The sequence below is a fragment of the Pseudomonas brenneri genome, from assembly GCF_007858285.1.
Classification (GTDB): Bacteria; Pseudomonadota; Gammaproteobacteria; order Pseudomonadales; family Pseudomonadaceae; genus Aquipseudomonas; species Aquipseudomonas brenneri.
The window spans coordinates 103893-130541 of the sequence record NZ_VFIL01000014.1 but is presented as its reverse complement, the minus strand read 5'-3'; the positions used below and the strand labels follow the sequence as shown (position 1 = coordinate 130541).

The 26649-nt window shown below is 57.6% G+C and carries 23 protein-coding genes; 7 read left to right on the top strand and 16 right to left on the bottom strand.

The window, feature by feature from the left end; genetic code table 11:
• Positions 1 to 127: 127 nt before the first annotated feature.
• The 11 genes from atpB to rpmH form a co-directional block, all read right to left on the bottom strand.
• Entirely contained in the window at positions 128 to 997 is an 870-nt protein-coding gene (atpB, locus tag FJD34_RS24985; RefSeq protein WP_032857183.1) for a F0F1 ATP synthase subunit A, read from the bottom strand.
• Between the two features lie 16 nt (positions 998 to 1013).
• Positions 1014 to 1421, bottom strand: a complete 408-nt coding sequence (locus FJD34_RS24980) for a F0F1 ATP synthase subunit I (RefSeq protein ID WP_010565865.1) — start codon at positions 1419 to 1421, stop codon at positions 1014 to 1016.
• Between the two features lie 148 nt (positions 1422 to 1569).
• On the bottom strand, positions 1570 to 2442 hold the full coding sequence (locus FJD34_RS24975) for a ParB/RepB/Spo0J family partition protein (protein WP_032857179.1): 873 nt from the start codon (positions 2440 to 2442) through the stop codon (positions 1570 to 1572).
• A gap of 9 nt (positions 2443 to 2451) precedes the next feature.
• A complete protein-coding gene (locus tag FJD34_RS24970; protein ID WP_005792605.1) occupies positions 2452 to 3249 on the bottom strand; it encodes a ParA family protein in 798 nt (265 codons plus the stop codon).
• An 18-nt stretch (positions 3250 to 3267) separates the two neighbouring features.
• Entirely contained in the window at positions 3268 to 3912 is a 645-nt protein-coding gene (rsmG, locus tag FJD34_RS24965; RefSeq protein WP_032857175.1) for a 16S rRNA (guanine(527)-N(7))-methyltransferase RsmG, read from the bottom strand.
• Positions 3909 to 5801 (bottom strand): tRNA uridine-5-carboxymethylaminomethyl(34) synthesis enzyme MnmG, encoded by a 1893-nt coding sequence (mnmG, locus tag FJD34_RS24960; RefSeq protein WP_090293243.1) that lies wholly within the window; start codon positions 5799 to 5801, stop codon positions 3909 to 3911. The genes rsmG and mnmG overlap by 4 nt, the downstream gene beginning before the upstream one ends.
• Before the next feature lie 540 nt (positions 5802 to 6341).
• Positions 6342 to 7712 (bottom strand): tRNA uridine-5-carboxymethylaminomethyl(34) synthesis GTPase MnmE, encoded by a 1371-nt coding sequence (gene mnmE, locus FJD34_RS24950; RefSeq protein ID WP_090292571.1) that lies wholly within the window; start codon positions 7710 to 7712, stop codon positions 6342 to 6344.
• A 79-nt stretch (positions 7713 to 7791) separates the two neighbouring features.
• Positions 7792 to 9474, bottom strand: a complete 1683-nt coding sequence (yidC, locus tag FJD34_RS24945; RefSeq protein WP_032857171.1) for a membrane protein insertase YidC — start codon at positions 9472 to 9474, stop codon at positions 7792 to 7794.
• A gap of 2 nt (positions 9475 to 9476) precedes the next feature.
• Complete coding sequence (gene yidD / locus FJD34_RS24940; RefSeq protein ID WP_010465488.1) at positions 9477 to 9722, bottom strand: membrane protein insertion efficiency factor YidD; 246 nt, start codon at positions 9720 to 9722, stop codon at positions 9477 to 9479.
• The gene (gene rnpA, locus FJD34_RS24935; RefSeq protein ID WP_029290189.1) at positions 9715 to 10119 is read right to left on the bottom strand and encodes a ribonuclease P protein component; all 405 of its coding nucleotides are present in this window, start codon (positions 10117 to 10119) and stop codon (positions 9715 to 9717) included. Before rnpA ends, yidD begins: the two co-directional genes overlap by 8 nt.
• A gap of 16 nt (positions 10120 to 10135) precedes the next feature.
• The gene (gene rpmH / locus FJD34_RS24930) at positions 10136 to 10270 is read right to left on the bottom strand and encodes a 50S ribosomal protein L34 (protein WP_003213577.1); all 135 of its coding nucleotides are present in this window, start codon (positions 10268 to 10270) and stop codon (positions 10136 to 10138) included.
• 585 nt (positions 10271 to 10855) lie between these two features.
• On the opposite strand from rpmH, the gene dnaA reads away from it, so the two are divergent.
• The 4 genes from dnaA to gyrB are packed head-to-tail and all read left to right on the top strand — an operon-like array spanning position 10856 to position 17065.
• Positions 10856 to 12376, top strand: coding sequence for a chromosomal replication initiator protein DnaA (dnaA, locus tag FJD34_RS24925; RefSeq protein WP_090292572.1), 1521 nt, complete (start codon positions 10856 to 10858; stop codon positions 12374 to 12376).
• Between the two features lie 39 nt (positions 12377 to 12415).
• Positions 12416 to 13519: a DNA polymerase III subunit beta gene (dnaN, locus tag FJD34_RS24920; protein WP_029290193.1), complete on the top strand. Its 1104-nt coding sequence runs from the start codon at positions 12416 to 12418 to the stop codon at positions 13517 to 13519.
• A 20-nt stretch (positions 13520 to 13539) separates the two neighbouring features.
• Entirely contained in the window at positions 13540 to 14643 is a 1104-nt protein-coding gene (gene recF / locus FJD34_RS24915) for a DNA replication/repair protein RecF (protein ID WP_032857167.1), read from the top strand.
• Positions 14644 to 14647: 4 nt separating this feature from the next.
• Positions 14648 to 17065: a DNA topoisomerase (ATP-hydrolyzing) subunit B gene (gyrB, locus tag FJD34_RS24910; RefSeq protein ID WP_032857164.1), complete on the top strand. Its 2418-nt coding sequence runs from the start codon at positions 14648 to 14650 to the stop codon at positions 17063 to 17065.
• A gap of 98 nt (positions 17066 to 17163) precedes the next feature.
• Here gyrB and FJD34_RS24905 read toward each other — a convergent pair whose 3' ends face one another.
• Positions 17164 to 17883: a response regulator transcription factor gene (locus FJD34_RS24905; RefSeq protein ID WP_032857163.1), complete on the bottom strand. Its 720-nt coding sequence runs from the start codon at positions 17881 to 17883 to the stop codon at positions 17164 to 17166.
• Between the two features lie 199 nt (positions 17884 to 18082).
• Between FJD34_RS24905 and FJD34_RS24900 the strand changes: the two genes are divergently transcribed.
• The 3 genes from FJD34_RS24900 (at position 18083) to FJD34_RS24890 (ending at position 22034) form a co-directional block, all read left to right on the top strand.
• Positions 18083 to 18343, top strand: coding sequence for a hypothetical protein (locus tag FJD34_RS24900; RefSeq protein WP_090292574.1), 261 nt, complete (start codon positions 18083 to 18085; stop codon positions 18341 to 18343).
• Between the two features lie 370 nt (positions 18344 to 18713).
• The gene (locus FJD34_RS24895) at positions 18714 to 19712 is read left to right on the top strand and encodes a FecR family protein (protein ID WP_032857159.1); all 999 of its coding nucleotides are present in this window, start codon (positions 18714 to 18716) and stop codon (positions 19710 to 19712) included.
• Positions 19713 to 19730: 18 nt separating this feature from the next.
• Positions 19731 to 22034, top strand: coding sequence for a CHASE2 domain-containing protein (locus FJD34_RS24890; protein ID WP_032857157.1), 2304 nt, complete (start codon positions 19731 to 19733; stop codon positions 22032 to 22034).
• A 170-nt stretch (positions 22035 to 22204) separates the two neighbouring features.
• Here FJD34_RS24890 and FJD34_RS24885 read toward each other — a convergent pair whose 3' ends face one another.
• From FJD34_RS24885 to glyQ, 4 genes are all read right to left on the bottom strand, one after another.
• Entirely contained in the window at positions 22205 to 22975 is a 771-nt protein-coding gene (locus FJD34_RS24885; RefSeq protein ID WP_032857155.1) for a lysophospholipid acyltransferase family protein, read from the bottom strand.
• 82 nt (positions 22976 to 23057) lie between these two features.
• Complete coding sequence (gene gmhB, locus FJD34_RS24880; RefSeq protein ID WP_169870889.1) at positions 23058 to 23597, bottom strand: D-glycero-beta-D-manno-heptose 1,7-bisphosphate 7-phosphatase; 540 nt, start codon at positions 23595 to 23597, stop codon at positions 23058 to 23060.
• The gene (gene glyS / locus FJD34_RS24875; RefSeq protein WP_032857153.1) at positions 23597 to 25651 is read right to left on the bottom strand and encodes a glycine--tRNA ligase subunit beta; all 2055 of its coding nucleotides are present in this window, start codon (positions 25649 to 25651) and stop codon (positions 23597 to 23599) included. Before glyS ends, gmhB begins: the two co-directional genes overlap by 1 nt.
• Positions 25648 to 26601, bottom strand: coding sequence for a glycine--tRNA ligase subunit alpha (gene glyQ / locus FJD34_RS24870; protein ID WP_032857150.1), 954 nt, complete (start codon positions 26599 to 26601; stop codon positions 25648 to 25650). The genes glyS and glyQ overlap by 4 nt, the downstream gene beginning before the upstream one ends.
• Positions 26602 to 26649 lie beyond the last annotated feature (48 nt).

Below are 26649 nucleotides of genomic sequence, written 5' to 3'. Positions count from 1 at the left end.
TCCCGACTTTTACGTCGTATGGTTTAGGTTTTTTAGATTTTAAAGCGGTAAAACAAATCGTTTCATAGCCCTTTGGGGCCACCTTCCCGTTTCACCGGGAAGGACATCAGACTAGTCGAGACTGGTCTTAATGGTTCTCTTCGTGCGCCATCGACAGGTAGACGATGGTCAGCATCATGAAGATAAACGCCTGCAGGGTGATGATCAGGATGTGGAACACAGCCCACGCCCACTGCAGAACAATGCCCAGGCCGCTAAGCCAGAGCAGGCCGCTGCCGAACATCACAGCGATCAGAATGAACACCAGTTCGCCGGCATACATGTTGCCGAACAGTCGCAGAGCCAGGGAAATCGGCTTGGCGATCAGGGTCACGAATTCCAGCAGGAAGTTCACCGGGATCAGCAAGGCTTGAACGAAGATGTTCTTGCTGCCGAACGGGTGCAGGGTCAGTTCGCCGATGAAGCCGCCGATGCCCTTGATCTTGATGCTGTAGAAAATGATCAGCGCGAACACCGACAGGGCCATGCCCAGGGTAGCGTTCGGGTCAGTGGTCGATACCGCGCGGAACGGGATGTGCGGGTCGCCGGAGATCGCCATGGCCAACTGAGGAATCCAGTCCACCGGAATCAGGTCGACGGCGTTCATCAGGAACACCCAGACGAAGATGGTCAGTGCCAGCGGTGCAATCACCGGGCTACGGCCATGGAAGCTGTCTTTCACGCTGGTATCGACGAATTCGACCAATACTTCAACGAAGTTCTGCAAAGCACCTGGCTGACCGGAAGTCGCCTTCTTTGCCGCCATGCGGAAAATCAGGACGAAGATCAGACCCAATGCGACCGACCAGCCCAGAGTATCCAGGTGGAAAGCCCAGAAGCCCATTTCTTTGGCTTCTGCTGCGGAGTGGGCAAAGCCCCAGCCGCCGTTGGGAAGCTGACCGAAGGTCAGGTTCTGCAAGTGGTGCTGGATATAGCCCGAAGCGGTTGTTTCTGCCATGGTTGCCTCAAACGCCCTAAGGTTTCGAAAGTCTTGTTTTCATTAGCAGGGGAGCGAACCAGCTGACCAGTTGGGTCAACACGAAGACGCCGAATACAGCTAGCGGCGCCAATGGCTTCACACCTGCAAAGGTCAGTGCAAACAGCACTGCCGTCAAAATCAGTTTCCCTGCCTCGCCGGCATAAAAGGACCGGACGATAGCCTGGGCTGCTCGGGCGCCGGAAAACCGAAAGGCCCTGTGAGCAAAATACATATTGGGCAGCAAGGCTATCAGGCCTCCGCAGAGTCCTGAATATCCGGCTACGACCCCATGCCAATACCAAAGCGCCAATGCGGCGATCAGCAAAATGACAAATTGGGCCAATAAAACCGGAAAAACGGCCAAGCGATGGAACGGCAACGTGTTTGGCGTGCGGGTTTCCATCACTCTTGCTCCTCAATGGTCGGCTGCCGGAAATCAATAACTTGGCATAATTTGTGCCGACAAAATGCGCGCAGAGTATAGGGGCGGTTCAGCCCCTATTCAACTGCCGGGTAGTGATTTCCGACTGCGCGCTACATAAGCAAATGTTTCAGCGGATGTGGGAAAGAACGCCCTGAAGCTCATCAAGGGAGTTATATCCGATAACCAATTGCCCTTTGCCCTTCTTGCCGTGGCGAATTTGCACCGCAGAGCCCAGCCGCTCGGCCAGGCGCTGCTCCAGACGCGCAATATCCGGATCAGTTTTGACTGTTTCGACCGGTGCAGGTTTGCCACTGAGCCACTGGCGAACCAGGGCCTCGGTCTGACGAACGGTGAGACCTCGTGCGACAACGTGTCGCGCCCCTTCAACCTGTTGATTTTCCGGCAAACCGAGCAAAGCCCGGGCATGACCCATTTCCAGGTCGCCGTGGGACAGCATGGTCTTGATCACTTCAGGAAGCGCGATCAGGCGCAGCAGGTTGGAAACCGTGACACGGGATTTGCCCACCGCATCGGCTACTTCCTGCTGGGTCAGCTTGAATTCTTGCTGCAAGCGCTGCAGGGCAATGGCTTCCTCGATGGGATTGAGGTCTTCGCGCTGGATATTCTCGATCAGCGCCATAGCGATGGCCGTTTCATCCGGTACATCGCGCACCATCGCCGGGATGGTTTCCTGGCCGGCCTGCTGGCTGGCGCGCCAGCGGCGTTCGCCGGCGATGATTTCAAAGCGACCGCCGCCAATGGGGCGCACGACAATCGGCTGCATCACGCCCTGGGCCTTGATCGAATTCGCCAACTCCTCCAGCGCCTGCGGGTCCATGTCCCGGCGCGGCTGGTACTTGCCACGCTGGATCAGGTCCAGCGGCAAATGTTGCAACTCACGCGAGTCGGCCTGCACCGCCTGTTCTTCCAGCGAAGTGACAGTCGGACCACTCAGCAGTGCATCCAGTCCACGTCCGAGACCTCGTTTCTTGACGGCCATGGGGATTCCTTAAGTTGGCTGGGCTGCAGCGGTGCGTGAATTGCGACGTTGGCGACGAACCATCTCGCCGGCCAGCGCCAGGTAGGCAATGGCACCACGCGATGACTTGTCGTACGCCAGCGCGGGCATGCCATAGCTTGGCGCTTCGGCCAGGCGGATGTTGCGTGGAATCACGGTGTCGTAGAGCTGATCGCCAAAGTGCTCCTTGAGCTGCGCCGACACATCGTTCATCAGGCTCAGCCGCGGGTCATACATGGTCCGCAGCAGGCCTTCGACTTTCAGGTTCGGGTTGAGCAGCTCGGCGATGCGCTTGATGTTATCCACAAGGTCGCTCAAGCCTTCGAGGGCGAAGTACTCGCACTGCATGGGGATAATCACCCCATCGGCGGCGACTAACGCGTTGAGCGTGAGCATCGACAGCGACGGCGGGCAGTCGATCAAAATGTAGTCGTAATTCTCGCGGATCGGCGCCAGGGCGCTGCGCAGACGGCTTTCTTTCATCTGCATTTCCAGCAGCACCACTTCCGCCGCGGTCAAATCGCGGTTGGCCGGCAGCAGTTGATAACCGCCGTGCTCGGAATAGTGCATGGCCTGGGCCAGGTCGCACTCGCCAATCAGCAAGTCGTAGACCGAATTTTCCAGGCCGTGTTTATCCACACCGCTACCCATGGTGGCGTTGCCCTGTGGATCGAGGTCGATCAACAGCACCCGACGCTTGGTAGCGACCAGGGATGCTGCGAGGTTGATGCAGGTGGTGGTTTTGCCCACGCCACCTTTCTGGTTCGCTATCGCGAATACCTTAGCCATTCTTGCTTGTGTTCCCAATCATGCCGTGCGGCGCAGTATCAGCAGATGGCGTTGGCCTTGGCAACCGGGTACGGCCAAGGCGTGTTCGCTATCGAGGTGGAAGTCTGCCGGCAATGCTAACAGCTCGTCGCTTGGATGAACGCCCTTCATTGCCAGCCAACGGGTGTTCAGGTCGCCCAGGTGGCGGGTCCAGTTGCTGAAGTTCTCCATGCTGCTGAAAGCCCGGGAAACAATTCCGTTGAAAGGCAGTTCAGGCGTGAAGGCTTCGACGCGGCTGTGGATAACTTGCAGGTTGTCCAGCTTGAGTTCGAGTTTGACCTGGGTCAGGAAGCGGGTTTTCTTGCCGTTGCTGTCCAGGCAGGTCACTTGCGACTCGGGAAACAGGATCGCCAGGGGGATGCCGGGCATGCCACCGCCACTGCCGACGTCCAGCCAACGGCCGTTTTCGATAAACGGCATCACGCTCAAGCTGTCGAGCAGATGCCGAGAGACCATTTCGTCCGGATCGCGCACCGCAGTGAGGTTGTAGGCCTTGTTCCATTTGATCAACAGGGCCAGGTAACCCAACAGCAACTCGTGCTGGGCTTCGGTCAGGTCCACGCCCAATTGGCGCGCACCTGTGGATAACTCTTCGGCGTGTTGCGAGGTGACCAACGAACTCAAGCGCTTTGCTCCAACTGACGGCCCGCGCCGCGTTTTTTCAAATGAATCATCAACAGCGAAATGGCTGCCGGGGTGACACCCGGGATACGGGAAGCCTGGCCCAGAGTCTCGGGACGAGTTATCCCCAGCTTGCTTTGAATCTCTTTCGACAGGCCGGAAATCCCGGTGTAATCGATATCCACAGGCAGCTTGGTGTCTTCACTAGCGCGCAGCCTGGCAATTTCGTCCTGCTGGCGGTCAATGTAACCGGCATATTTGGTCTTTATTTCGACCTGCTCGGCAACCTGTGGATCTTCTGCGCCGCCGCCAGTGACTTCGACCAGACCAGCGTAGTCGATTTCCGGACGGGACAGCAGGTTCAACAGATTGTATTCGTGAGTCAGCGGCGTGCCGAATTTTTCGGCAATCGCATCGCCCTGCTCAGTGCCCGGGCGCACCCAGGTACTTTTCAGACGCTGCTCTTCGACTTCGATGCTCTCGCGTTTTTTGCAGAACGCTGCCCAGCGTGCGTCATCGACCAGGCCCAGCTCGCGACCTTTTTCGGTCAGGCGCAGGTCGGCGTTGTCTTCGCGCAGGATCAGGCGATATTCGGCCCGGGACGTGAACATCCGGTACGGTTCCTGGGTACCGAGGGTAATCAGGTCGTCAACCAACACGCCGATGTACGCTTCATCGCGACGCGGGCACCAGCTGTCTTTGCCCTGGGCGCGCAATGCCGCGTTGGTCCCGGCTAGCAAACCCTGGGCGCCGGCTTCTTCGTAACCGGTGGTGCCATTGATTTGCCCGGCGAAGAACAGACCGCCGATCACTTTGGTTTCCAGGCTGTATTTCAAGTCCCGCGGATCGAAGTAGTCGTACTCGATGGCGTAGCCAGGTCGCACGATGTGCGCGTTTTCCATGCCGCGAATCGACTGCACGATCTGGATTTGCACGTCGAATGGCAGGGAAGTGGAAATCCCGTTCGGGTACAGCTCGTGGGTGGTCAAGCCTTCCGGCTCGATGAAGACCTGGTGGCTTTCCTTGTCGGCAAAGCGGTGGATCTTGTCTTCGATCGACGGGCAATAACGTGGGCCAATACCTTCGATCACTCCGGAATACATCGGCGAACGATCAAGATTGGCCGCAATGATTTCGTGGGTCCGCGCATTGGTGTGGGTAATCCAGCAACTCACCTGTTTGGGGTGCTGTTCTTTGGAACCCATGAACGACATCACCGGGATTGGCGTATCCCCGGCTTGCTCGGTCATCATCGAGAAATCCACAGAACGCCCGTCGATACGCGGCGGGGTCCCGGTTTTCAGACGACCGACACGCAGTGGCAGTTCGCGCAGGCGATGAGCCAGGGCGATGGACGGCGGATCACCGGCACGGCCACCCGAATAGTTCTGCATCCCGATGTGGATAAGTCCACCGAGGAACGTGCCGGTGGTCAGCACCACGGATTCTGCAAAGAAACGCAGGCCCATTTGCGTGACAACGCCGCGCACTTGGTCCTGTTCGACGATCAGGTCGTCAGCAGCCTGCTGAAATATCCACAGGTTGGGCTGGTTTTCCAGGGTTTCGCGCACCGCGGCCTTGTACAGGATGCGGTCGGCTTGTGCCCGGGTAGCACGCACGGCCGGGCCTTTGCGGCTGTTGAGCACGCGAAATTGAATACCACCCTTGTCGGTAGCCATGGCCATCACACCGCCAAGGGCATCGATTTCCTTGACCAGATGGCTTTTGCCAATCCCACCGATGGCGGGGTTGCAACTCATGGCACCGAGGGTTTCCACGTTGTGCGTCAGCAACAGGGTTTTGACCCCCATGCGGGCTGACGCCAGTGCTGCCTCGGTACCGGCATGACCGCCGCCGATGACGATCACTTCAAAACGGGAAGGGAAATCCACCACGCACCTCGTGCCTGCTTATGTAGGTAATCAGGAATTGTTTGTTGAAAGAGTTTTAGAGCTATGGCGGCAAGTATAGGGACTTAGCCCTTCCTAAAGAACCCTTTGCACAAAATTTAACCAGCTGTGGATGAATCAGAGGTAATAGAAATTAAAAGAGATAAATTTATTAAATCTTTGTTTTTATGTTTATTTCTACTGAGCCTACTTTCTGTGGATAGATCTCTACAGGCCTTTGTTTACATTGTGTACAGAGATTCAAAAGTCTGTGGTTAGGTGCCAATGAGGCCCTTGGATAAGTGCTCTAAGCCTGTGGATTAAACAGGTGCTTATCCACAGGCGGGGTTTTACTCAGGTTTCAAGCCCTGTTATCAACCGGGCACAGGGGCGGTTATTCACAGGGCTTAATCCACAGAAACGGCAAATTTCACCCACGGCAAGGCACCTCGGTGTGAGGTAAATGTCAGGAAATACGAAGGTGTTGCCCTGAAACGGGCAAAACAGACAGGCACGAACGGCCTGTCTGTGAACAACGAAGAGTTATTTACCGATGCAGAAGCTGGAAAAGATCCTGCCGAGCAGATCATCGGAGCTGAATGCCCCGGTAATTTCCCCCAGCAGTTGCTGCGCCTGCCGTAAATCTTCGGCTAGCAGCTCTCCTGCACCCGCCAGCGTCAGCTGTGCCCTACCGTGCTCAAGGGCGGCACTGGCATGGCATAGGGCTTCAAGGTGCCTGCGACGAGCACTGAAGCTGCTTTCCGAGGTCTGTTCATAACCCATGCACGCCTTGAGATGATCGCGCAGCAGTTCCAGGCCATCGCCGGCAGACTTGGCGCTGAGGCTGATCGTGACATGGCCATCGTCGCTGACTTCCAGGGCAATGGCTTCACCCGTCAGGTCCGCTTTGTTGCGAATCAGCGTGACTTTGGCCGGGTCCGGCCGTTGTTCAAGGAATTCGGGCCACAGCGCAAAAGGATCCACGGCCTCGGGTGCTGTGGCATCCACCACCAACAGCACCCGATCGGCTTCACTGATGGCCTTGAGCGCCCGTTCCACACCGATTTTTTCTACCTGGTCATCGGTATCGCGTAAGCCGGCGGTATCGACCACGTGCAGCGGCATGCCATCAATGTGGATGTGTTCGCGCAGGATATCCCGGGTGGTACCGGCAATCTCGGTGACAATGGCGGCTTCACGACCCGCAAGAGCGTTGAGCAAACTGGACTTGCCGGCGTTGGGCCGACCAGCAATCACCACTGTCATGCCATCGCGCAGCAATGCGCCCTGCCCGGCTTCCTTCAGGACTGTGGATAACTCATCGCGAACCTTATCGAGCATGGCCAGGACATGGCCATCGGCGAGAAAGTCGATTTCCTCTTCCGGGAAATCAATGGCGGCCTCGACATAGATGCGCAAACTGATCAGTTGCTCGGTGAGGTTATGCACACGCAGGGAAAACGCCCCCTGCAGCGAGCGCAACGCATTGCGTGCGGCCTGTGCAGAACTGGCCTCGATCAGGTCGGCAATCGCCTCGGCCTGGGCCAGGTCGAGTTTGTCATTGAGAAACGCGCGCTCGCTGAACTCACCCGGCCGGGCCAGGCGGCAACCCAGCTGCAGGCAGCGTTGCAACAGCATATCCAGGACGACAGGACCGCCATGGCCTTGCAGTTCCAGCACATCTTCACCGGTGAATGAGTTCGGTCCCGGGAAATACAGGGCCAGGCCCTCATCCAGTACCTCAAGCTCCTCGCCGAAAAAAGGCCCGTAATGCGCATACCGGGGCTTTAGCTCACGCCCGCTGATGGCTTGGGCCGCGATGCCGGCAAGCGGCCCGGAAATACGAACGATACCGACACCGCCCCGGCCTTGAGCAGTGGCGACGGCAGCGATGGTTTCACGAGGAGCGCTCATCAGCGGTTTCCCAGACAAAAGTGACAGAATGCAAAACGCCCCACGAGGGGGCGTCTTGAGTGGTTATCCACAGAGTAAGTTACGCCTCGGCTTTTTTGGCAGCCGCTTCGATCTTACGTGTGATGTACCACTGTTGAGAGATCGACAACACGTTGTTGACCACCCAGTACAGAACCAGACCAGCCGGGAACCACAGGAAGAAGAAGGTGAAAATGATTGGCATCATTTTCATCACCTTGGCCTGCATCGGATCCGGAGGAGTCGGGTTCAGACGCTGCTGGATGAACATGGTCGCGCCCATGATGATCGGCAGGATAAAGAACGGGTCTTTGATCGACAAGTCCGTTATCCACAGCATGAACGGCGCTTGGCGCATTTCCACGCTTTCCAGGAGCACCCAGTACAGCGACAGGAATACCGGCATCTGTACCAGAATCGGCAAGCATCCACCCAACGGGTTGATCTTCTCTTTCTTGTACAGCTCCATCATGGCTTGCGACATTTTCTGCCGGTCGTCGCCATGTTGCTCTTTCAGTGCAGCCAGTTTCGGTGCAACCGCACGCATACGGGCCATCGATTTGTAGCTGGCAGCCGACAGCGGGAAGAAAATCCCTTTGATCAGCATGGTCAGGAAGATGATCGACCAGCCCCAGTTACCAACGATGCTGTGGATATGTTGCAGCAACCAGAAGATTGGCTGGGCAATGAACCACAGAATGCCGTAATCCACAGTCAGTTCCAGACCTGGGGATAACTCCTTGAGTACTGCCTGGCTTTTTGGGCCGGCATACAAGGTGGCGCTGGTTTCAGCCTTGGCACCTGGCGCAACGGTCAACGCCGGGCCAGTGAAACCGATGATGTAGTTGCCCTGGTTGTCCTTACGGGTCTGAACCAGGTTGGCTTCGCCCTTGTTCGGGATCCATGCGGTTACAAAGTAGTGTTGCAGCCAGGCTACCCAACCACCTTGTACCGTCTCTTTCAGCGCGCCCTTGTCGATATCTTTCATCGACACTTTTTTGTACGGCTCGTTACTTGTCCACAGGGCGGCGCCCAGGTAAGTCGCGGTGCCAGTGGCAGTGCTGGAGGAAGGATCGGAGCTGCCATCACGCTTGAGCTGGGCAAACAAGTTGCCCGTCCAGGCTTTTTCGCTGGTGTTGTCGATCAGATAGGTGACTTTCAGATCGTACAAACCGCGAGTGAAGCTGAAACGCTTGATGTAATTGACGCCGTCGTGACTGAATTTCAGGTCGACGTTCAACTGGTTCTGGCCATCAGCCAGTTGATAAGTCTTCTGTTCGGTCGAATAAACCGGACGACCGGTAGCACGAGCATCAGGACCATCAGTCCCAGTCAGGCCGCTTTGTGCCAGATAAACACGTTCGCCACCGTTATCGAACAACTGGAAAGGAACATCCGGGTGGTCTTGGCGACGTGGATACAGTGGCAATTTCAGTTGGGCGATATCGCCACCCTGTGGATCGATCGCCAGGTCCAGTACATCCGTTTTGACGTGGATGAGGTCTTTATTGGTGATGACCGCGTTGTCTACAGGGGTGCTGGTATCGGCATTCGCGCTGGGTACATCGGCACTGGCGGAAGCATTGTTACCCAACGGTGCATCTGCAATAGCAGGAGCAGACTGATTGGTAGCAACATTCTGAGTCGGCAGGGCAGCCTGGCCATAGTCCTGGTTCCATTTCAGAACCATAACGTAGGACACGATTGCCAGGGCGACGATCAGGATCGTGCGTTTAATATCCATGATTACTCGGCCATCGAAGAAGAACGGGAGGTAGGGATAGGCGGAACCGGGTCATAACCACCGGGATTCCACGGATGACAGCGACCTAAACGACGAAAGGTCAGCCAGCCACCGCGCAGAAGGCCATGATTTTCTATGGCTTCATACGCGTAGCAGGAACAACTGGGGTAGAAACGACAGTGGCTGGCCATCAGCGGACTAATGGCATAACGGTAAAACTGGATCGGAACGAGGGCCAGTTTACGCATCAGTGCTGTCTACCCCTACAGTTTCGGGGCTGACTGCTGGGGTTGGCTTGCTGGTGCGAGCCAAACGTTTCCAGAGCTTGCCGAAATGCTGAATCAATTCGGGGTTTTCTACGTCCCCCAAGCCTTTGCGCGCGACGATAACAATATCCCAACCAACCAGAGTGTCCTGGTGGAGGCGAAACGATTCGCGCATCAGACGCTTGAGGCGATTGCGCTCAACGGAGAGCTTTACGCTCTTCTTGCCGATCACCAACCCGAGACGGGGGTGATCCAGATCGTTGTTACGCGCAAGGAGCAGGAGATTTTTCCCCGGAACCTTGCCGGTGGGGGAGTCAAAGACTGCCTTGAAATGCCGGGGGGTTAGCAGACGCTTTTCCCGACTGAAGTCCTGACTCACCACCAGTACCGGATTATCAAACTGCCAGACGCGCACGACCTTTGGCGCGGCGACGCGACAGGACAGCACGGCCGTTCTTGGTAGCCATGCGAGCACGGAAACCGTGGGTACGGGCGCGTTTGATGGTGCTTGGTTGGAAAGTACGTTTCATGGCGTGTTACCTGGTTCGTCCACAACGGGCCGGAATGGCCCCCGTTTTAAGAGACCGGGGATTCTAGAGAAAGCAAGCCTCTAGGTCAATTTCCAACCAGCTATTCCTGCAATTAGATATCTGAAGGCCTTGGGACCGATTCCGTGAGGTTCGACTTTCATGAGCAATGCCATAGATATAAAAATAAAGAAGGAAGTTATTTAAAGCTTTTCTGTAAAGCTTATAAAAGCTAGGGAGCCGATCATCTGTGGATAACTGACTTAAGGCATTGTTCCACGTGCTGTACAGAGAATGACAACACGGGGGAGAAACGGTGCTCTGCCTGTGCTGCGCTATCGGATAAGCTGTGTGTGGAATGGGTACTTATCCACAGGCTGGTTACCCACAGACTTTCGACCCCACTTGTACAACGAGCTCAGGGGCGCTTATCCACAGAGCTTATGCACAGACCATTGGTCGCCTTTTTTATGGGTAAGGCATTGATTCTTGGTGGCCTGTGAGCAACCTACATGTGGATAAGTGGCCCGCTCGCCGCTACAATGGCGGCTGTTTTTGCCTCACCGGCTTTCAACTTAGGGGATATCCGTGTCAGTGGAACTTTGGCAGCAGTGCGTGGAGCTTTTGCGCGATGAGCTGCCTGCCCAGCAATTCAACACCTGGATCCGTCCGCTACAGGTCGAAGCCGAAGGCGACGAGTTGCGTGTCTACGCACCCAATCGTTTTGTTCTCGACTGGGTCAACGAGAAGTACCTGAGCCGCGTTCTCGAATTGTTCGACGAGCATGGCAACGGGATGGCTCCAGCCCTCTCCTTACTAATAGGTAGCAAACGCAGCTCGGCACCGCGTGCCGCTCCGAATGCACCCCTGGCTGCCGCTGCATCGCATGCCCAGGCTGCTGCAGCGCCGGTCAACCACGCACCAGCACCTGCTGCACCCGCCCCGAGCAAATCCGTGGTGCAAAAAAATGCGCCGGTCAGTGAAGAGCCGTCCCGCGACAGCTTCGACCCGATGGCGGGTGCCAGTTCGCAGCAGGCGCCGGTACGCGCCGAACAGCGCACAGTCCAGGTCGAAGGTGCGCTCAAGCACACCAGCTATCTGAACCGCACCTTTACCTTTGAAAATTTCGTCGAAGGTAAGTCCAACCAACTGGCCCGTGCTGCGGCCTGGCAGGTTGCCGATAATCCCAAGCACGGTTACAACCCGCTCTTCCTTTATGGCGGTGTTGGCTTGGGTAAGACGCACTTGATGCACGCTGTGGGTAACCACCTATTAAAGAAGAACCCGAATGCCAAGGTCGTGTACCTGCACTCGGAGCGCTTCGTGGCCGACATGGTCAAGGCGTTGCAGCTCAATGCGATCAACGAATTCAAGCGCTTCTATCGCTCGGTCGATGCGCTGCTGATCGATGACATTCAATTCTTCGCGCGCAAGGAACGTTCCCAGGAAGAGTTTTTCCACACGTTCAATGCCCTGCTTGAAGGTGGCCAGCAGGTCATTCTCACCAGTGACCGTTACCCGAAGGAAATCGAAGGCCTGGAAGAGCGCTTAAAATCGCGCTTCGGCTGGGGCCTGACCGTTGCGGTAGAGCCGCCGGAACTGGAAACCCGGGTTGCGATCCTGATGAAAAAGGCCGATCAGGCGAAAGTCGATCTGCCTCATGACGCTGCATTCTTCATCGCCCAACGCATTCGCTCCAACGTGCGTGAGCTCGAAGGCGCGCTCAAGCGCGTCATCGCTCACTCGCACTTCATGGGCCGCGATATCACCATCGAGCTGATTCGCGAATCCTTGAAGGACTTGCTGGCACTGCAGGACAAACTGGTGAGTGTGGATAACATCCAGCGCACCGTGGCCGAGTACTACAAGATCAAGATTTCCGACCTGCTGTCCAAGCGCCGTTCGCGCTCGGTAGCCCGTCCCCGGCAGGTGGCCATGGCGCTCTCCAAGGAGCTGACCAACCATAGCCTGCCGGAAATCGGCGATGTGTTTGGTGGTCGCGACCACACCACGGTCTTGCACGCGTGCCGCAAGATCAACGAACTTAAGGAATCCGACGCGGATATTCGCGAGGACTACAAGAACCTGCTGCGTACACTGACCACTTGATGAACACCAGCGCAGCTTATTAAGGCAAGGGACTAGACCATGCATTTCACCATTCAACGCGAAGCCCTGTTGAAACCCCTGCAACTGGTCGCAGGCGTCGTCGAGCGCCGACAGACCTTGCCGGTGCTTTCCAACGTATTGTTGGTTGTCGAAGGCCAGCAGTTGTCCTTGACCGGTACCGACTTGGAAGTCGAACTGGTTGGCCGTGTACAGCTGGAAGAGCCCGCCGAGCCCGGCGAGATCACCGTGCCTGCGCGCAAGCTGATGGATATCTGCAAAAGCCTGCCCAATGACGCGCTGATCGACATCAAGGTTGATGAGCAGAAGCTGGTGGTCAAGGCCGGGCGTAGCCGTTTTACCCTGTCGACCTTGCCGGCCAATGACTTCCCGACTGTGGAAGAAGGTCCGGGCTCGTTGACCTGCAGCCTGGAGCAAAGCCGACTGCGTCGTTTGATCGAACGCACCAGCTTCGCCATGGCCCAGCAGGATGTGCGTTACTACCTCAACGGCATGCTGTTGGAAGTCTCCGAAGGCATCATCCGCGCCGTGGCTACTGACGGTCACCGTCTGGCAATGTGTTCGATGAAGGCCGATATCGGCCAGCCGGACCGCCACCAGGTCATCGTGCCGCGCAAAGGTATCCTGGAACTGGCGCGCCTGCTCACCGAGCCGGATGGCAATGTCAGCATCGTCCTGGGCCAGCATCACATCCGTGCGACCACGGGTGAGTTCACCTTCACATCCAAGCTGGTAGACGGCAAGTTCCCGGACTACGAGCGCGTACTGCCCAAAGGTGGTGACAAGCTGGTGATCGGTGATCGTCAGGCCCTGCGTGAAGCGTTCAGCCGTACCGCGATCCTGTCCAACGAAAAGTACCGCGGTATTCGCCTGCAATTGGCCAATGGTCAATTGAAAATCCAGGCCAACAACCCGGAGCAGGAAGAAGCCGAAGAAGAAATCAGCGTTGATTACAACGGTGGCTCGCTGGAGATTGGCTTCAACGTGAGCTACCTGCTGGATGTGCTGGGTGTGATGACGACCGAACAGGTTCGCCTGATCCTGTCCGACTCTAATAGCAGTGCTCTGGTGCAAGAATCCGATAACGACGACTCGGCTTATGTTGTTATGCCGATGCGCCTGTAATCATGCTCAGCAGAAGCTAGATGTCCCTCAGTCGCGTCTCGGTCACCGCGGTGCGCAATCTGCACCCGGTGACCTTCTCTCCCTCCCCCCGCATCAATATCCTCCACGGCGCCAATGGCAGTGGCAAAACCAGCGTGCTGGAAGCCATTCATCTGCTGGGCCTGGCTCGTTCCTTTCGCAGCGCCCGTTTGTTGCCGGTGATTCAATACGAACAATTGGCGTGCACCGTATTTGGCCAGGTTGAACTGGCGCAAGGCGGGCATAGCAGCCTGGGGATATCCCGTGATCGCCAGGGGGAGTTCCAGATCCGTATCGATGGGCAGAATGCGCGCAGTGCGGCGCAACTGGCGGAAATCCTGCCTCTGCAATTGATCAACCCTGACAGCTTCCGCTTGCTGGAGGGTGCACCCAAAATTCGCCGGCAGTTCCTCGATTGGGGAGTGTTCCACGTGGAACCGCGGTTCATGGCCACTTGGCAGCGCCTGCAGAAGGCCCTGCGGCAGCGGAACTCATGGCTGCGGCATGGTACACTTGACGCCGCTTCGCAAGCGGCCTGGGACCGTGAACTGTGCCTGGCCAGCGACGAAATAGATGAATACCGCCGCGCCTATATCAAAGCCTTGAAACCAGTCTTTGAACAGACCTTGAGTGAGTTGTTGGAACTTGAGGGGCTGACGTTGAGCTACTACCGCGGTTGGGATAAAGAGCGAGAGCTGAGTGCAGTGCTCGCAACGTCCCTGCAACGGGATCAGCAAATAGGTCATACGCAGGCTGGACCCCAACGAGCTGATCTGCGCCTTAGATTAGGTGCACATAACGCTGCGGACATCTTGTCTCGCGGTCAGCAAAAACTGGTGGTCTGTGCTTTACGTATTGCCCAGGGGCATTTGGTCAGCCAAGCCCGGCGAGGCCAATGTATTTATCTGGTGGATGACTTGCCGTCCGAGTTGGACGAGCAACACCGCCGCGCGCTATGCCGCTTGTTGGAAGACTTACGCTGCCAGGTGTTTATCACCTGTGTAGATCACGAATTATTGAGGGAAGGCTGGCAGACGGAAACGCCAGTCGCTTTGTTCCACGTGGAACAGGGCCGTATCACCCAGACCCACGACCATCGGGAGTGAAGGCATGAGCGAAGAAAACACGTACGACTCGACCAGCATTAAAGTGCTGAAAGGTTTGGATGCCGTACGCAAACGTCCCGGTATGTACATTGGCGACACCGATGATGGTAGCGGTCTGCACCACATGGTGTTCGAGGTGGTCGACAACTCCATCGACGAAGCACTGGCCGGCCACTGCGACGACATCAGCATCATTATCCACCCGGACGAGTCCATCACCGTACGCGACAACGGTCGCGGCATTCCGGTAGATGTGCATAAAGAAGAAGGCGTATCGGCGGCAGAGGTCATCATGACTGTGCTCCACGCCGGCGGTAAGTTCGATGACAACTCCTACAAAGTATCCGGCGGCTTGCACGGTGTAGGTGTGTCGGTGGTAAACGCCCTGTCGGAAGAACTGATCCTGACCGTTCGCCGTAGTGGCAAGATCTGGGAACAGACCTACGTCCATGGTGTGCCTCAGGCTCCTATGGCGATCGTTGGTGACAGCGAAACCACCGGTACCCAGATTCACTTCAAGCCTTCGGCTGACACCTTCAAGAATATCCACTTCAGCTGGGACATCCTGGCCAAGCGGATTCGTGAACTGTCCTTCCTCAACTCCGGTGTGGGTATCGTCCTCAAGGACGAGCGCAGCGGCAAGGAAGAACTGTTCAAGTACGAAGGCGGCCTGCGTGCGTTCGTTGAATACCTGAACACCAACAAGACTGCGGTCAACCAGGTGTTCCACTTCAACATCCAGCGTGAAGACGGCATCGGCGTGGAAATCGCCCTGCAGTGGAACGACAGCTTCAACGAGAACCTGTTGTGCTTCACCAACAACATTCCTCAGCGCGATGGCGGTACTCACCTGGTGGGTTTCCGTTCCGCCCTGACGCGTAACCTGAACACCTACATCGAAGCTGAAGGCCTGGCGAAGAAGCACAAAGTCGCCACCACCGGTGATGATGCGCGTGAAGGCCTGACCGCAATTATTTCGGTCAAGGTTCCGGATCCGAAGTTCAGCTCCCAGACCAAAGACAAGCTGGTTTCTTCCGAAGTGAAGACCGCTGTCGAACAGGAAATGGGTAAGTACTTCTCTGACTTCCTGTTGGAAAACCCCAACGAAGCCAAGCTAGTCGTCGGCAAGATGATCGATGCGGCGCGGGCTCGTGAAGCGGCGCGTAAAGCCCGTGAAATGACTCGTCGTAAAGGCGCGCTGGATATTGCTGGCCTGCCGGGCAAACTTGCGGACTGCCAGGAGAAGGACCCTGCCCTCTCCGAGCTGTACTTGGTGGAAGGTGACTCTGCTGGCGGTTCCGCCAAGCAGGGTCGCAACCGTCGCACCCAGGCGATCCTGCCGTTGAAGGGCAAGATCCTCAACGTCGAGAAAGCCCGTTTCGACAAGATGATTTCCTCCCAGGAAGTCGGCACCTTGATCACCGCCCTGGGCTGTGGCATTGGTCGCGACGAGTACAACATCGACAAGCTGCGCTACCACAACATCATCATCATGACCGATGCTGACGTCGACGGTTCGCACATCCGTACCCTGCTGCTGACCTTCTTCTTCCGTCAGTTGCCAGAGCTGATCGAGCGTGGCTACATCTACATCGCCCAGCCACCGTTGTACAAAGTGAAAAAGGGCAAGCAAGAGCAATACATCAAAGACGACGACGCCATGGAAGAGTACATGACGCAGTCGGCCCTGGAAGATGCCAGCCTGCACTTGAACGACGAAGCCCCGGGCATCTCCGGTGAGGCGCTGGAGCGCCTGGTAAACGACTTCCGTATGGTGATGAAGACTCTCAAGCGTTTGTCGCGCCTGTACCCTCAGGAGCTGACCGAGCACTTCATCTACCTGCCAGCTGTCAGCCTGGAACAGTTGGGCGATCACGCAGCGATGCAGGATTGGCTGGCCCAGTACGAAGTCCGTCTGCGCACTGTCGAGAAGTCCGGCCTGGTCTACAAAGCCAGCCTGCGTGAAGACCGTGAACGTAATGTCTGGTTGCCAGAGGTCGAACTGATCTCCCACGGTCTGTCGAACTACGTCACCTTCAACCGCGACTTCTTCGGCAGCAACGACTACAAGACCGTGGTTACCCTGGGCGCGCAACTGAGCACCCTGTTGGACGACGGCGCTTATATTCAGCGTGGCGAACGCAAGAAGCAGGTCAAAGAGTTCAAGGAAGCACTGGACTGGTTGATGGCTGAAAGCACCAAGCGTCACACCATTCAGCGATACAAAGGTCTGGGCGAGATGAACCCGGATCAGTTGTGGGAAACCACCATGGACCCAGCGCAGCGTCGCATGTTGCGTGTGACCATCGAAGACGCCATTGGCGCGGACCAGATCTTCAACACCCTGATGGGTGATGCGGTCGAGCCACGTCGTGACTTCATCGAGAGCAATGCCCTGGCAGTGTCCAACCTGGACTTCTGATAACGCCATTGCGAAACAAAAAAGGCCAACGTCAAACGTTGGCCTTTTTTATTGCCCGGATTTCAGGCCTTTTTAAAATGCTCCACGTGGAACATTAGCTATGCCGTAGCCGCGGTCACGCTCTCCAATCGATAGCCATACCCATAGATCGTCAGTAACTGCCAACCCCGTTCCGGCGTCAGTCCAAGCTTGTTTCGTAGTCGATAGATATGGGTATCCAACGGCCGCGAAGACACCATTTCTTCATGGGTCCAGAACCGTTCATAGAGATATTCCCGGGACAGCGGCCGCGCCAGGTTGGCGAACAGGCAGCGTGCCAGGCGGTATTCCCTTTCGGTCAGGTTGATTGGATCACCGGCGCGGCTGACCGTCAGCTCGGCATCGTCGAAGGTCAGGTCGTTGAAAACCAGCACTTCGGTTGCAGCAGATTTCTGCAGGCCGTGACGACGCAAGACTGCACTCACCCGGGCCTTTAGCTCGTTGGGGCGAAACGGTTTGCTGACATAGTCATCAGCGCCGCTGTTCAGTGCCTGGACGATATCGCTCTCGGCATCGCGGCTGGTCAGCATGATCACGGGAGGGGGCGCCTCCATGTGTTCACGGGTCCAGCGCAGGATCGCGATGCCGCTCAGGTCCGGCAACTGCCAGTCGAGTACCAGTAAATCGAAAGTTTCTCGGCGCAGTTGGCGCAGCAAGTCTTCGCCGCGCTCGAAGCAATGCAGCGTCCATGGCTGCTCCGAGGCACTTGGGATTTGTCGCAGTGTCTGTTCCACCCGCCGCAATTCGGCAGGTTCGTCATCCAGTATCGCGACACGCATGGGAGGGTCCTTTCTTCTTGAAGAATGTTGCAGCGGTTGAAGAGAGCGTACTAGTTCACCGTTGAATCTGAACAATTATGGCCAGTTTCTCAAGTCCCCTGAATCTCTCGGTACGCTGATATCAAATAGCCCTAAGGCCGTTAAACATCGTGTACCCAGCTGGAAAGATACCGGCTCAAGCCCCTCAGGAAAAGGATCAATGGCAATCAGGTTTTATGCGCTGTCGGGACGAGTGAGTCTCGTGCAGAAGGTCAGTGTGTGGGGAAAGATGTTGATATTGGTGGTGGCCACAGGTTTGGGGACGGAAATGGTGGATGCCCGTAGTGCTCCTGCCGAGCAAGTTCAAGTGTACAGCGAGTCTGTAGACGCCCTTGGTTACGCTGGATTCTGGGAAGTTGATGCCCCGCAAGGTGTTCAACAAGGCAGCGTGCTTGACCAGGACCAACGCTGGATCTTTTAAATCTGAACAAATGTTGCGATGCCGCCCTATGCACCTTGCTTGTAGGTAAATTCTCTATTGCTGAGTGACCACAGGGAGGGCGCACGCGGGAAGCGCGCTCGATACAGGGACGTATCATCCGTAGTCCGGAGCTTGTTCGGGCTGCTGTCGGAGGGATGTGAGGGACAGTATTTCTTCGATGTATACCCGGTTCGGCCTTGCCGATTCGGCAGACACAGGGATGTGTCACCTTTCCCGTAAAACCCGTCATGCCTTCTACGGCTATCGAGTGCGATACGTCATCGGGTATCGTAGGCATCATTCAAGGTCCTGCCACTGCAAGACGCTTTCTGAACGTGCAGTCTGATGAACCTTTAGAACTAGACCCTTGATGAGCACCATGACTCTCTCTCCCCGTCACTATCGCTCTGCCCTTTCCTCGCTGCTGGGCTCAGGCCTGGTCCTGGCGCTCTGTATCAACAGTCCCTTGGCCTTGGCCAAAAAATCTGCACCTGTGCGTGCGCCCTACATTGATGACAACCTGCTGTGCAGGGCGCAACCGCTGCCTGCTGTAGTCCAGCACCTCAACGGTGAAGCCTGGAAGCTGGATGCCAAGGGGCGCCCCAGTGTGTTGGAAGAAGGCATGCTGATCGATGAGCAGGAAAGTGTAAAAACCTCGCCATCGGCGTTTGTCAGCTTGTTGCTGGGTGATGGCTCGCGGATTGTCCTGCCCTCCAGCTCCGAGGTGCGTTTGCACCTGGTGGAGGAGCAGGCGATCCCCCAGGTAATCCTGCAACAAGGGCAAGTGGAAGCCTACGTACTCAAGCGTGCCAGCGACTATGACCGTTTTCAGATCGTGACCCCGGTGGGCGTACTGGGTGTGCGCGGTACGCACTTTCGTGTGCGTAACGACGATCAGCAATCGGTCGTCGAGGTGCTCAACGGTCAGGTAGCCGCCAGCCGTACCGAACCGCATCCGGTGGGCAAACAGCTCAAGAAAAAACCGCAGACGGGCCCGGTGGAAGGTGAATTGAAGGTCGGCGCCCGACAAGGGGTGCTGCTCAAGACACAGGGTGAGTTGAAGACGGTCGACCTATTGCCCGCTCCGCGCCTGATGGGCCAGGACGGCCAGAAAGGCGACGCGCCGGTCTGGACGTTGATCCTGCATCCGCAACCGGGTGCCCGGCGCTATCGTGCGCAAGTGGCTACCGATACAACGTTCATGAACATCAAGCAGGAAAACTTCTCCAGTGAGCCGCGCTTGAGCTTCACTGGACTGAAGGCCTCGTTCTATCACGTTCGCGTGTCGGCCTTCGATGACCAGGGACTGGAAGGAGAAGCAGGCGTTTATGACATCTTCTATTACCCACCTGCCACCCGTGTGCAGTAGCACCGCGGCGTTCGTACGGTGAAGTGGTGGCGTCGGGCTGAACAGCGCCAGCCGACCCAGGCCCAGCGCCTGTTCAATGGACTGGTCAGGGAATGGCTGTGGATCAGCCTGCTCCTGCTGCCGCTGACGGCCTTTCTCTCCCTGAGCCCCGGGCTTTCCCTGAATAACCTGTTGTATGACAGCCTGCGGCGCCTGGCGCCGTTACCCGTGGACTCGCGGATCCTGTTGGTGACCATTGACGACATGAGTCTCAAGGAACTCGGCCAATGGCCCTGGTCACGCCGCCTGCACGCTGATCTGCTTGACCATTTAAGTGCCGCCAAGCCTGCGGGGATCCTGTTCGATGTGATCTTCAGCGAGCCGGCGCGCGAGCCTGCCAACGACCAACGCCTGGCTCAGGCCATCTGCAATGCCGGCAATGTGTTGTTGCCTTTGATTCGCGAAGGCACGCAGCGCCTGGGGCAACCTGTGACACAGATCCTGCCCGTGCAGCCCTTGCGTGATTGCGCCAGGAGCGTTGGCCATATCAACGTTGAAGCTGACAGCGACGGCATTGTGCGTAGCCTGTACCTGCGTGAGGGGCCTCCTGGGCAACTGGTACCGCAATTGGCTTGGCTGGCGTTCGAACTGACTGGCCAGCAAACCGATATGCCCGGGTTGTCAGTGGCGTCTGGCGATACTGATTGGCAGCGGGACAATGCCATCCGTATTCCGTTTATCGCTGCCGATGAGGGCTTTCCCAGCGTCCCTTATGTCAGCGTCCTGCGCGGTGAAGTCCCGGCTCAACTGTTGCGTGATCGCGTGATTCTGGTGGGGGCTATCGCGCCCGGCATGGGTGATCGTTATGTAACGCCGCTGTCGGCCAGCGTCGGTACTACACCGGGTGTGGAGATTCAGGCCAATATCCTCAACGGGCTGCTGCAAGACCGCAGTATTACGGTGTTTCCAACGTGGCTGGCCACGCTGTTGTCCACCTCGATGGTGGCATTGCTGATGGGCTTGTTGCTGTTGCGCCCACGCTACGCGCTGTGGCTGACCCTGGCCTGCATGAGCACTGCCCTCCTCGCCTCCTGGGGCTTGTTGCGCCTGGGCCACTGGTGGTCGCCAGCCGCCACGCTGATCGGCATGCTGCTGGGCTACCTGATCTGGAACTGGCGCCGCCTGAGCGTGATCCTGGCCTATTTCGGCTGGGAACTGGCGCGTCTCGACAGCGAACCCAAGGTGTTGCCGGAACGCCGCCGTGTCCCCGTCAGTAGTGGCGACGTGTTGCAGGGCCGCATTGTGGCTTTGGAGCAAGCCGTCAGCCGTACCCGCGACACCCGGCGCTTCATGGCTGATGGCCTGGAATGCCTGGCGGTCGCTACGCTGATCACCGATCCGCAGGGCGATATCCTGCTGGCCAACCGCATTGCCCGCGATGTGTTTGGCAACGAACTGATTTCCGAAAACCTGCTGGAGCAGCTGGCGGCGCTGGGTTATCCACCGTTGCAAGGCAAGCTCGATACACCGCTGTCAGCCCTGGAAATCGTCGAATTCCGAGATATCCAGCAACGCAGCCTGCGCCTGGAGCTTGCCCCGTTGCTACCGGCTGACGGGGACATTGCACTGGGCTGGTTGCTGAGCCTGACCGACCTGAGCGTCGAACGTGATGCCCAACAGCAACGTGAAACCCTGCTGCAGTTCCTGTCCCATGACCTGCGGGCACCCCACTCGGCAATCCTGGCGTTGCTGGACGTGCAGCGGCATGAGGCCACAGACGTCACGCAGGTGTTTACCCAGATCGAGCAGCAAGTGCGCCGCGCGTTGAACTTGACCGAGTCGTTCGTGCAACTGGCCAAGGCTGAGTCCGACGGCTACCAATTCCAGCCCAGCCTGTTTGCGATGCTGGTACTCGATGCGTTTGACCAGGTGGCGTTGTTGGCCCAATTGAAAAATATCCAATTGGTCCATGACCTGGACGAGGCCGGTGAAGACATGGTCCTGGCGGATCAATCGCTGTTGACCCGTGCCTTGTTCAACCTGATCCAGAACGCGATCAAATACAGCCCATCCGGCACCACGGTTACGGTGAGGCTCGAACGTAACGACCAAGGGTTGGTGTGCCATATCCAGGATCAAGGCCCAGGTATTGCGGCTGAAGAACTACCTGAGTTGTTCAGCCAGTACCGACGCTTTGCCTCGTCTCAGGGCAGTGAAGGCTTGGGCTTGGGGCTGACGATGGTCAAGGCGGTAATGGATCGCCACGGTGGCCGTATCGGCTGTGAGAGTGTGGTGGGGCAAGGTACGGTTTTCAGCCTGCAATTGCCGGTGTGGGAAGAGTAAAAAGTTGTGCATAAAAAACCGGCCACAAGGGCCGGCACTTTAAGTGCCTGCAAAACTTATGCACGTTTTTCGCTGTTTTATTAGCTTAAGAAATATGTAATAAAATCATAAGCCTACAAGCTAAAAACTGCATTTCGCCAACAAACCGTACACAGGTTATCCACAGAACGTCAGATCACTGCCTGGTCTTCTGCAACCGGTAGTGGCGGCAGCGAACCCATGGCCCGCTGTTGCGCTTCATTCCAGGCCGCCGCGCGGTCATTGAGCGCTGCAATTGCACGCGGTCCTTCCCCTTCGGCATACATCGGCTCGCCGATCACCACGGTGATGGTGCCTTTACGCTTGGCCCAGCCTTCCTTGGGCCAGAACTTGCCAGCATTGTGAGCAATCGGCAGCACCGGCAGGTTGGCGTTGACGGCCAATGCCGTACCACCTCGTGAGAACTTGCCTACAGTGCCAAAGGGCACGCGGGTGCCTTCAGGGAAGATCAGTACCCAAACACCGTCCTTGAGCAACTCGTCACCCTTCTTCGCCACATGCTTGAGTGCGGCCTTGGGGTTGTCCCGGTCGATAGCAATCGGGCGCAACATGGCCATGGCCCAGCCAAAGAACGGTACGAACAGCAACTCACGCTTGAGCACCTGGCTCAGGGGCGAGAAGTAGGCAGAAAGGAAAAAGGTTTCCCAGGTGCTCTGGTGGTTCGACAGGATCACGCACGGCTGGTCCGGGACATTCTCGGCGCCCTTGACCTCGAAACGAATACCCAGGAACACCTTGGACAGCCACAACGCGCAGCGGCACCAATAGACGTTGATAAAGCGATAGCGCGCCTTGAATGGCAAAAAGGGCGCAATAAAAAAGCTCAGGGTGCACCAGAGAAACGAACTGGTGCCCAGTAGCAGGTAAAAGAAGAAGGTTCTGATGGCCTGCAAAATCGACATGGCAGCATTTACCGTTGCGGGACAACGCCCGCCTGTTAAAAGTGCACTCCCGAACAGTCCTTGGTCAGGAAGTCGAGGGCGACTAGTTGTTGATAAGTTCTGCGGCAACCGCCGCCAGATCGTCAAAAATCAAGGTGCCTACCGGCAGGTTTTTCGCCTGGGTCTTTTCGCCTTTTCCGGTTTTTACCAAAACTGGCTGAGAGTCGACGGCTTTGGCCGCCTCCAGGTCACCGAGACTGTCCCCGACGAACCATATCCCAGCCAGGGGCACCTTGTAATGTTCTGAAATGATTTTCAACATGCCAGGCTTGGGTTTGCGGCAATCGCAGCCCTCGTCCGGTCCATGGGGGCAGTACACAACCAGCCCCACCTCACCGCCCTGCTCTGCCACCAACGTGCGCAGGCGCGCGTGCATGGCGTCCAGGGTGGCGATGTCGTAGTAGCCGCGAGCGATGCCGGACTGGTTGGTAGCAATGGCTACCGTCCAGCCGGCCTTGCTCAACTGCGCGATGGCCTCGATCGAGCCGGGCAGCGGGATCCACTCCTCCACCGACTTGATGTAAGCGTCGGAGTCATAGTTGATCACCCCGTCCCGATCGAGAATCAGCAGTTTCAACATGATCAGCTCAGCGTCGAAATGTCAGCGATGTTGACGAACAAGCCGCGCAGGCGCGCCAACATGGCGTAGCGGTTTTTGCGCACGCCAGCATCTTCGGCATTGATCATCACCGCTTCGAAGAACGCATCCACCGGCTCACGCAAGGTGGCCAGGCGCGCCAGGGCTTCGGCGTAGTTGCGTTCGGCGATCAGCGGTTTCACTGCGTTCTCTGCCTTGGCAATGGCCGAGTTCAGCGAGAACTCCTTGGCATCGGCAAACAGGCCAGGGTCGACCTCGACAGAACCGGCGTTGTCGGCCTTGCTCAGCAGGTTCGACACACGCTTGTTCACGGCGGCCAGGGCATCGGCTTCTGGCAACTTGCGGAACGCTTGTACGGCTTGTACGCGTTGGTCGAAGTCCAGCGCCGAACCCGGTTGCAGGGCACGTACCGACAGGTAGACGGAAACGTCCACGCCTTCGTCTTCGTAGCGCGCACGCAGGCGGTCGAACACGAACTCCAGCACTTGCTCGGCCAAACCGGCTTGCTTGACCTTGCCACCGAACTGGCCAACCGCGAACACCACGGCCTGGGTCAGGTCGAGGTCCAGTTTCTTGTCGATCAGGATGCGCAGCACGCCCAGGGCCGCACGGCGCAGGGCATACGGGTCTTTGCTGCCGGTAGGCAACATGCCGATACCGAAGATACCGACCAGGGTGTCCAGCTTGTCGGCGATGGCTACGGCCGCACCGGTGAGGGTGCTTGGCAGCTCGGCACCGGCACCACGTGGCATGTACTGCTCGTTCAAGGCCAGGGCGACGTCTTCAGGCTCGCCGTCATTGAGCGCGTAGTAGTAACCGGCAACGCCTTGCATTTCCGGGAACTCGCCGACCATCTCAGTGGCCAGGTCGCATTTGCACAGCAGGCCGGCGCGCGCGGCCAGGGCAGCATCGCCGCCAATGCGTGGCGCGATGTAGGCCGCCAGCTTGGAAACCCGCACAGCCTTGTCGTAGACGCTGCCCAGCTTCTCTTGGAACACCACGTTCTGCAGGCGCAGGTTGAAGTCTTCGAGCTTTTGCTTCTTGTCTTGCTTGAAGAAGAACTCGGCGTCGGTCAGGCGCGGGCGCACGACTTTTTCGTTACCGGCGATGATCTGCTGCGGGTCCTTGCTTTCGATGTTGGCCACGGTGATAAAGCGCGGCAGCAACTTGCCATCCACGTCCAGCAGGCAGAAGTACTTCTGGTTGTCCTGCATGGTGGTGATCAGGGCTTCTTGCGGTACATCGAGGAAGCGCTCTTCAAACGAGCACACCAGCGGCACAGGCCACTCGACCAGCGCGGTCACTTCGTCGAGCAGGCTTGGCGGCACGATGGCGGTGCCTTCCTGCAGGCGGGCCAGCTCTTCGGTGCGCTTGCTGATCAGCTCGCGACGCTCGTTGGCATCGGCCAGCACATAGGCAGCGCGCAGGTCATTGAGGTAGTTGGCGGGTGCGCTGATACGCACGCTGTGCGGATGGTGGAAGCGATGACCACGGGAATCGCGGCCGGCCTTCTGGGCGAGGATGGTGCAATCGATGACGTCATCACCGAGCAGCATCACCAGCCATTGGGTCGGGCGTACGAATTCTTCTTTGCGCGCACCCCAGCGCATGCGCTTGGGAATCGGCAGGTCGTTCAGCGAGTCTTCAACGATGGTCGGCAGCAGGCTGGCGGTCGGCTTGCCGGTGATGACCTGGCTGAAACGCAGTTTCGGGCCGCTCTGGTCGATCTCGCTCAGCTCTACACCACACTTCTTGGCAAAACCCAGGGCGGCCTGGGTCGGGTTGCCGTCGGCATCGAAGGCAGCCTGGCGTGGCGGGCCGTCGAGGTTGATGCTGCGGTCCGGCTGCTGGGTTTGCAGCGCGGTCAGCAACACCGCCAGACGACGTGGCGCGGCGTAGACCTTCTTGGCTTCAAACGTCAGGCCTGCAGCCAGCAGACCTTTTTCGATACCGGCCAAAAATGCATCGGCCAGGGTGTTCAGGGCCTTGGGTGGCAGCTCTTCGGTGCCCAGTTCAACCAGGAAATCTTGAGCACTCATTGTGCAGCCTCCAGCTTAGCCAACACTTCATCACGCAAATCCGGGGTGGCCATCGGGAAGCCCAGCTTGGCGCGAGCCAGCAGGTAGGCTTGGGCGACGGCACGCGCCAGGGTGCGTACACGCAGGATGTATTGCTGGCGCGCGGTTACCGAGATGGCACGGCGGGCGTCCAGCAGGTTGAAGGTATGGGACGCCTTCAACACCATTTCATAGCTTGGCAACGGCAGCGGCTGGTCGAGTTCGATCAGGCGCTTGGCTTCGCTTTCATAGAAGTCGAACAGTTCGAACAGCTTCTCGACGTTGGCGTGTTCGAAGTTGTAGGTCGATTGCTCCACTTCGTTCTGGTGGAACACATCGCCGTAGGTCACTTTGCCGAACGGGCCGTCAGCCCACACCAGGTCGTAGACCGAGTCCACGCCTTGCAGGTACATGGCCAGGCGCTCAAGGCCGTAGGTGATCTCGCCGGTCACCGGGTAGCACTCGATGCCACCGGCTTGCTGGAAGTAAGTGAACTGCGTCACTTCCATGCCATTGAGCCAGACTTCCCAGCCCAGGCCCCAGGCGCCCAGGGTTGGCGACTCCCAGTTGTCTTCGACGAAACGGATGTCGTGGACCAGCGGGTCCAGGCCGACATGCTTCAACGAGCCCAGGTACAACTCCTGGAAGTTGTCCGGGTTCGGCTTGAGGACGACCTGGAACTGATAGTAGTGCTGCAGGCGGTTGGGGTTTTCGCCGTAGCGGCCGTCAGTCGGGCGACGACTGGGCTGCACATAAGCGGCGTTCCAGGTTTCCGGGCCGATGGCCCGCAGGAATGTTGCGGTGTGGAAAGTGCCGGCGCCTACTTCCATATCGTAGGGCTGAAGTACCACACAACCTTGCTCGGCCCAGTATTGCTGGAGGGCGAGGATCAAGTCTTGGAAGGTACGCACGGCTGGCGTAGGCTGGCTCACAAAATTCACCTGTTACTTGGGCTGCGATTTAAAGGGCGGCAGTATACC